This is a genomic window from Butyrivibrio sp. MB2005, assembly GCF_000424285.1.
Lineage (GTDB): Bacteria > Bacillota > Clostridia > Lachnospirales > Lachnospiraceae > Butyrivibrio.
Genome location: NZ_KE384158.1, coordinates 235,958 through 243,652, shown reverse-complemented (window position 1 = coordinate 243,652; position 7,695 = coordinate 235,958). Strand labels below are relative to the sequence as shown.

The following is a 7,695-nucleotide window of genomic DNA, read 5'->3' as shown; positions in this document are numbered from 1 at the left end:
GTTCGCCCATTAAAGCGGTACGCGAGCTGGGTTCAGAACGTCGTGAGACAGTTCGGTCCCTATCCGGCGCGGGCGTAGGATATCTGAGAGGAGCTGTCCTTAGTACGAGAGGACCGGGATGGACGGACCGCTGGTGTATCAGCTGCATCGCCAGATGCATAAGGCTGGGTAGCCAAGTCCGGAAGGGATAAACGCTGAAGGCATCTAAGCGTGAAGCCCCCCTCAAGATGAGATATCCCTCCTTTGTGGAGTAAGACCCCTTAGAGACTATGAGGTAGATAGGCACAAGGTGTAAGCATGGTAACATGTTCAGCTGATGTGTACTAATAGGTCGAGGGCTTGTCCTAATAGGATATAGAACATAAGATTTGGAATAAGATGGAATAATTCAGTGTTCGGTTTTGAAGGTACAAACCGATTTTAAACACTTAAGCTTATTGCTTAGGTGTTTTTTTGTTATAATAATTCAAGCTATTGAATTACAAGTGGAGGATAATTATGAAATATAGTTTAAAAGATATCGAAAATAAAAAGATTTGGGGAAGATGTTCATTTGAAAATGATGATTTTGTAATGTTTTGGACTGGAAGCGGAGTTGAGCTCAATGTAAAAGCAAGCTATATGTTTGCCGAGATTGAAGCATCTTATGAAGCATTAGAACTCTGGTTGGATGTTTTTGTTGATGATGAGAGAATAATGAGATTTCCTCTTCAGAAGGGAAAGAATAAATATCAGATCTTAAGAGGTTTTGATCCGGGACATCAGACAAGAGTAAGGATTTCAAGAAATACTCAGTCCATGCCTGATGATAAAGTTTCATTAATCAAGGTATGTTCTATTGATACAGATGCTGAGTTTTTACCTGTGCCGAATAGAAAGTATAAGATTGAGTTTATAGGTGACAGTATTACTTCTGGAGAAGGAAGTGCTGCGCTCACAAGAGAGGAATGGATCCCGACTGTTTTTGATCCTTCAATTGGATACGCTTTTGAGACAGCGAAATTGCTGGATGCTGAGTACAATATGATAAGTCAGAGTGGTTGGGGACTTTATGCAGCATGGGATGGTAATCTTGAAGGTGCAATTCCTCCTATTTATAAATATGTATGTGGATCTCAAAAGACAGAGTTTGCACTGGCTGCAGGAGCAGGAGAAGAATGGGATTTTGAATCCAATAAGAAAGACGCTATTATAATAAATCTTGGAACAAATGATAGCGGAGCTTGTAAACTTGATAAGTTTGATTACGATCAGTTCATGAAGGATTTTACAGAAAGTGGAGTGAATTTCTTAAAGGATGTCAGAGCAAAAAATCCTGATTCTGTTATAATCTGGTGCTATGGAATGCTTGGCTCGGATATGCAAAATGGTATAGAAAATATCGTAAAAACGTACAATAATAATTTCTCAGATAATGTTAGATTCGTGCTTTTACCTGATTGCTCTGACGGATTGGTTGGAGCCAGAATGCATCCCAATCCTGAGGGACACAAACTTGCAGCAGCAGAATTATTCAGCTGTTTAAAGGAGGAATTAATAAACGAATAATCAACGATTCTAATAACAAAATAATAAATGGTAGACAACTTCTTAAATTTATAAAATACTTATAAACAGTTTCTTAAAAGACAGTCAATTCGGCTGTCTTTTTTATTTTTTCTATTTATTTTCAAAATGTATATGCTATACTAAATTAGAATATTAAATAGATATTCAATCGGTTTTTAGTTTGTTTTGAAGCAAAAGAATTTTTAATAAAGCGCGAGGTAAAAATATGGAATCTAAGATCTTGCTTGAAAACGGTACTAACGAGCTCGAGGTCCTTGAGTTCAAAATTGATGATCATTGCTACGGCATCAATGTAGCGAAGATCAAAGAAATCATCGTCTATGAGCCGGTGACGCCTGTTCCTAATGCACATCCTAGTATTGAAGGTATATTTATGCCTCGTGATACTATGATTACTGCAATTGATCTTAGGAATTGCTTGCAGAGAGGTGCGTCTAAAGCAGGTGGTCTCTTTATTATCACCAATTTCAATAAATTGGATATTGCTTTCCATGTTGATGCGGTTGTAGGTATTCACAGAGTATCCTGGGCTGACATTATTAAACCGAACGCGACTATTTCTAAGGCAGAAGAGAGTATCTCTACAGGTATTATCAAATTAGATTCCAGACTTATTATAATACTTGATTTTGAGAAGATTGTATCAGATATCAATCCTAATACAGGTCTTAACGTTTCACAGCTCACTGAAATCGGACCTAGAACAAGGAACGAGATTCCGATTGTTCTTGCCGAGGATTCACAGCTTCTTAATAAGCTTATTGTTGACTCTCTTAAGAAGGCTGGTTATGACAACGTTAGACACTTTGAGAATGGTAAGCTTGCCTATGACTACATCAAGGGTTGTAAGGACAGAGGCCAGCTCGATAAGGTTAAATGTATCATAACAGATATTGAGATGCCTATTATGGATGGTCACCGTCTTACAAAGCTTGTTAAGGAAGATGACGAGACTAAGCAGATCCCGCTCATCATTTTCTCTTCACTTGTTAACGAAGAGATGAGAAGAAAGGGCGAGTCGCTGGGTGCTGACAGACAGTTATCTAAGCCTGAGATTGGAAATTTGGTTTCTGTAATTGATGAACTTGTTCATGCTGATGGCGATGCCAAATAAAGAAAAGATGTAAAGAGAACTCCCTTTATTGCTTCAGTTATGAAGAATGACTGCTACAATGAAGGGAGTTTTATCATTTTTATGGGGAGCAGGCAACATGAAGTCTAAAAATGAAGAGTATTTGGATAGTCTTTTAAATTCATTAAAAAAAGATGCCAATTCCGGGATTGCAAAGACGACATCCGATCCGGAGTACACTTCTGATCTAAATGATGTTATAGGCAATTCCTCAGGTAGTAATGACCTGAGTGAAATCGGAGAAATGCTTGGAAAAGTAGATAGTGGACAATTACTTGATGAAGGAATGACAAAGGTCCTTGATTCTATTGTTGCGCCTGCTGTTAGTGATGCTCCGACATACACTGTTGGGGATGATGTATCTGACTCTTATGAAAAAGATGATGATGAACGTGCACTTGATGAAGAAATAGCACGTGCTGAAGCTGCAATTGAGGAGGCGGCAGAGATTCAGCCTGATGACACTGACGCTTTATTAGAAGTGGCACCTGAAATTCCTATCGATGATTTGGCTCAGAATGATGAGGCAGAACAGAATAGTACTGATGCAGCAATTGACGATATGATGAGAGCAACTCCGGAAGAAGTTCTTGGAGTTGATTTTGGTGCGTCCACAACACCAAGCGATGAAATGTTAAATATCGACGAAATGCTTGATGCAGGTACTGGAGAAGGAGAAGAAGTCGGTCTCAATGATACTTTGAGTCTCGATGGACTGGAAGATCTCGGCGGGGAAGCTATGCCCCAGGAAGATTTGTCAGTCCTTCTTGATAGTGGAGATGAGACTTCAGCTATTACCGATGAAGCTCTTTCTGTAGATGGATTATTTGATGCTGAGCCTTCAGCTGAAGCAGTTGCAGAAGAAGTTGCAGCAGAGCCTTCGGTAGATGCTGGATTTGATGATATCAATATAGATGAGATGATGGCTGCAGAGCCTGCTACAGAAGGCGCAGTAGTTGAAGCAACAGCGGAGCCTATGGTAGATGCTGGACTTGGCGATATTAACATAGATGAGATGATGGCGGCAGAGCCTGCAATAGAAGGTGAAGAAGGTGAAGTAACGGCAGAGCCTTCACTTGGAGATATCAATATTGACGAAATGATGGCAGCCGAACCTACAGCTGAGGGTGCAGTAGGTGATGTATCAGCAGAGCCTTCATTGGGTGATATCAACATCGATGAAATGATGGCGGCAGAGCCTGCTACAGAAGGCACATTAGTTGAAGCAACAGCGGAGCCTATGGTAGATGCTGGACTTGGCGATATTAACATAGATGAGATGATGGCGGCAGAGCCTGCAATAGAAGGTGAAGAAGGTGAAGTAACGGCAGAGTCTTCACTTGGAGATATCAACATCGATGAGATGATGGCTACGGAGCTTTCAACTGAGGGTGCAGTAGGTGATGTATCAGCAGAGCCTTCATTGGGTGATATCAATATTGACGAGATGATGGCAACGGAGCCGTCATTTGGTGATATTAATATAGATGAAATGATGGCGGCAGAAGTTGCAACAGAAGGCGCAGTAGCTGATGTATCGGCTGAGCCTTCAATTGAAGGTGCAGTAGGTGATGTATCAGCAGAGCCGTCACTTGGTGATATTAATATAGATGAAATGATGGCTGCAGAGCCTGCAACAGAAGGTGAAGTTGCAGCAGAACCTTCAATAGATGCAGGACTTGGTGATATCAATATCGATGAAATGATGGCTGCAGAACCTGCTACAGAAGGCGCAGTAGCCGATGTTTCAGCGGAGCCTTCAATTGAAGGTTCAGTAAGTGACGTATCAGCAGAGCCGTCACTTGGAGATATTAACATCGATGAGATGATGGCCGCAGAACCTGCAATAGAAGGTGCAATGGGTGAAGTAACGGCAGAGCCTTCACTTGGAGATATCAACATCGATGAGATGATGGCTACGGAGCCTTCAACTGAGGGTGCGGTAGGTGATGTATCAGCAGAGCCTTCATTGGGTGATATTAATATAGATGAAATGATGGCGGCAGAGCCTCCTACAGAAGGCGCAGTAGTTGAAGCAACAGCGGAGCCTACGGTAGATGCTGGACTTGGCGATATTAACATAGATGAGATGATGGCTACGGAGCCTTCAACTGAGGGTGCGGTAGGTGATGTATCAGCAGAGCCTTCATTGGGTGATATTAATATAGATGAAATGATGGCGGCAGAGCCTCCTACAGAAGGCGCAGTAGTTGAAGCAACAGCGGAGCCTACGGTAGATGCTGAACTTGGAGATATTAACATCGATGAGATGATGGCTGCGGAAGCTGCAGCAGAAGATGCAGTAGATGAAGCATCAGCAGAGCCTGTAGCTGAAGAGGCTGTAGGAGATATCAATATCGATGAAATGATGGCAGATGCTGTTACGGAAGTTATGCCGGATGAGATATCATTGGATGATATGCTGCTTGAGGAGAACGGTGTAGAGGATTCTTCTATAGAAGAAGTTATGGGTATGGACGCATCCGCAGAGGCAGGAGCAGGTGCAGAAATGCCTTCCGCAGAGGCAGAAGTTGATGCTGAGATACCTGCTGCAGAGCCTATTGAAGGAATGGCTGCTGAAGAAGCAGTAGCAGAAGATGAGCTGTCTATTGATGGATTGACAGAAGAAGTGGCAACTGAAGAACCCGTTATTGAAGAAGCAGCCGAAGAAATGTCGGCGGCTGATGCATTGGAGGGCGAAGTGGCAGTTGAAGAAATGATATTGGATGAAGAAGTATCAGGTGAAACTCCTGTAGAAGATGCTCCGGCAGAAGATTCAGCTTCTGCTGAAACTGCTTCTGATGGGGAAATTTCAGACGAAATGCTTGAACTAGATCAGTCGCAGATAGACAGGATGCTTTCAGGTGATGACTTAGATGAAGCTGCACCTGAAGCGGCTGATGGAGGCGGCGATGAGCTTAGCCTTGATGATCTTTCTTTGGATGGTCTTGATCTTTCCCTGGATAGTCCTGAGGGAGTATCAGAAGAAGCAGGAGATGACGTAAGTTTTGAATCTGTGAGCGCTGAGCTTGATGATCTGCTGAGTGATGTGGGCGAAGGCGGAGCAGAGGAGTCTCTTGATGGCGAATCTATGGGCTCTGAATCTGAGCTTGACAGTATGCTGGCAGATCTTGGAGGTGAAGGCGGAGAAGGTGGCAGCGAACCTGCGGATGTAGATATGCCTGACCTTGATGCCATAATGAACAGCCTTGCCAGTGATGATGTTGAAGATCTGGAAAACACAGCACACATCGATGAAAAGGAAGGCGCAAACGCCGGTGAAATCAGCCTCGATGATATTGGCGTAGATGCAGGAGAAGGCAGCGAGGAAGTCAATCCTGAAGATATTATGGAAGCTCTTGAAGGTGACGGACTTGATGAGATAGGTCTTTCTGATGATATTCCGGATCCCGATGAAGTTGAGGATAATGGCGGAGATTATGATGAAATCTCCTTATTTGACGGTTCCGGTGAGCCTGCTGAGGGCGAAGAGGGAGGCAAAAAGAAAAAGAAGAAGCGTCCTAATCTTCTTTTCCTTATAATAGCAGCGCTTTTCAAAGTGCTTACACAGACTGACGAGGATCTTAATCCGAAATCAGAAGAGGACGGACTTGCAAGTCTTACTGATGAAAACCAGCAGGTTCTCGATGAGCTGGCGGCAGAGGATGGCAAGAAAGCCAAGAAGGAAAAGAAAAAGAAAGAGAAGAAGGAAAAACCTAAGAAAGAACCTAAGCCCAAGAAGGAAAAGAAGCCGAAGCCACCGAAGGAACCTAAGCCCAAGAAGGAAAAGAAAAAGAAGGTTGATGATGGCGCTCCCGAGAAAGCTTTAGCTCCAAAGAAGGTTGCTATATCAATGATTTTTGCAGTAAGCCTTGGTTTACTGTGCTGCATACCTTCATTTGTTTTACCGGGTAGAATCATATTTGGTCGTGCTCAGACGGCATTTGAGCATGGTGATTACAAGGAAGCTTATAAGCTTTTGTATGGAAAACAGCTAAATGAAGAACAGGCTCTTTTGTATAACCAGGCCAGAGTTCTTGCTAACGCAAACCACTATATGGATTCCTACAACAACTATATTGCTATGAATATGAAGGATGAAGCTGTTGATAGTCTCCTTATTGGAATGCGTACCAAGAATGATGTAATTGCGCAGGCAGAGGAGTTTCAGGTTGCAGGTGAGGTCGAAAGCGTGTATTCTAATATCGAATCGATACTTACCGGTGAATATGGACTTACTCTGGCAGAAATTGACGAGATAAATAAGCTTACCGAGAAGGCAGCTTATACCAAACGAGTCATGGAAATAGCAGGAACGCTGGAGGACTTTATACATCCTAACGGTTAAGCATCGATAATCTTTTTACGGGGATGTGGATTATGCTAGCGATTATTGATTACGATGCCGGAAACATAAAAAGCGTTGAGAATGCGTTTCAATTTCTTGGACAGGATGTTTGTCTGACCAGAAACCCTGAAGAGATTTACAGGGCTGACCGAGTGGTGTTACCGGGAGTTGGTGCTTTTGGCGATGCCATGAGGAAACTAAATGAATATGGTTTGACGGATGTCATCAAAACTGTATGTGACAGTGGGACTCCGTTTATAGGTATATGCCTGGGCCAGCAGCTTCTTTTTGATTCAAGTGATGAGTCAGAGGGAGTTGCAGGTCTGGGCATTTTGCATGGAAAAATTAAGAAGATTCCGGAAAAGGAAGGCTTAAAGATTCCTCAGATTGGATGGAACAATTTGAAATTTCCCAATAAAGGAAAACTTTTTGAGGGAATCCCGGAAGATTCATATGTATATTTTGTCCATTCTTATTATCTGGATGCTGATGATAAGAGTATTGTCACAGCTACTACAGAGTATGGTGTTACTGTGGAAGCTTCCGTTGAACAGGGCAATGTTTTTGCATGCCAGTTCCATCCTGAAAAGAGTGCGGATGTTGGAATGGAGATACTGAAGAATTTCCTTAGAGTATAAAGAAAAGG

4 protein-coding genes and 1 rRNA gene are annotated in these 7,695 nt (G+C 42.6%); all 5 read left to right on the top strand.

The window, feature by feature from the left end:
• A 23S ribosomal RNA gene (locus G610_RS0117610) occupies nucleotides 1-347 on the top strand; the annotation flags it as partial.
• 151 nt (nucleotides 348-498) lie between these two features.
• Nucleotides 499-1,548, top strand: coding sequence for an SGNH/GDSL hydrolase family protein (locus G610_RS0117605; protein ID WP_026525828.1), 1,050 nt, complete (start codon nucleotides 499-501; stop codon nucleotides 1,546-1,548).
• Between the two features lie 226 nt (nucleotides 1,549-1,774).
• A complete protein-coding gene (locus G610_RS0117600) occupies nucleotides 1,775-2,683 on the top strand; it encodes a chemotaxis protein (RefSeq protein WP_026525827.1) in 909 nt (302 codons plus the stop codon).
• A 97-nt stretch (nucleotides 2,684-2,780) separates the two neighbouring features.
• Nucleotides 2,781-7,049, top strand: a complete 4,269-nt coding sequence (locus G610_RS22475; protein WP_155831061.1) for a hypothetical protein — start codon at nucleotides 2,781-2,783, stop codon at nucleotides 7,047-7,049.
• A gap of 32 nt (nucleotides 7,050-7,081) precedes the next feature.
• Nucleotides 7,082-7,687: an imidazole glycerol phosphate synthase subunit HisH gene (gene hisH, locus G610_RS0117590; RefSeq protein WP_026525826.1), complete on the top strand. Its 606-nt coding sequence runs from the start codon at nucleotides 7,082-7,084 to the stop codon at nucleotides 7,685-7,687.
• The last annotated feature ends 8 nt before the right edge of the window (nucleotides 7,688-7,695 follow it).

Coding starts and splice junctions, on each gene's coding strand:
- hisH (WP_026525826.1), top strand. CDS start 7,082: ATGCTAGCGATTATTGATTACGATGCCGGAAACATAAAAAGCGTTGAG.
- G610_RS0117600 (WP_026525827.1), top strand. CDS start 1,775: ATGGAATCTAAGATCTTGCTTGAAAACGGTACTAACGAGCTCGAGGTC.
- G610_RS0117605 (WP_026525828.1), top strand. CDS start 499: ATGAAATATAGTTTAAAAGATATCGAAAATAAAAAGATTTGGGGAAGA.
- G610_RS22475 (WP_155831061.1), top strand. CDS start 2,781: ATGAAGTCTAAAAATGAAGAGTATTTGGATAGTCTTTTAAATTCATTA.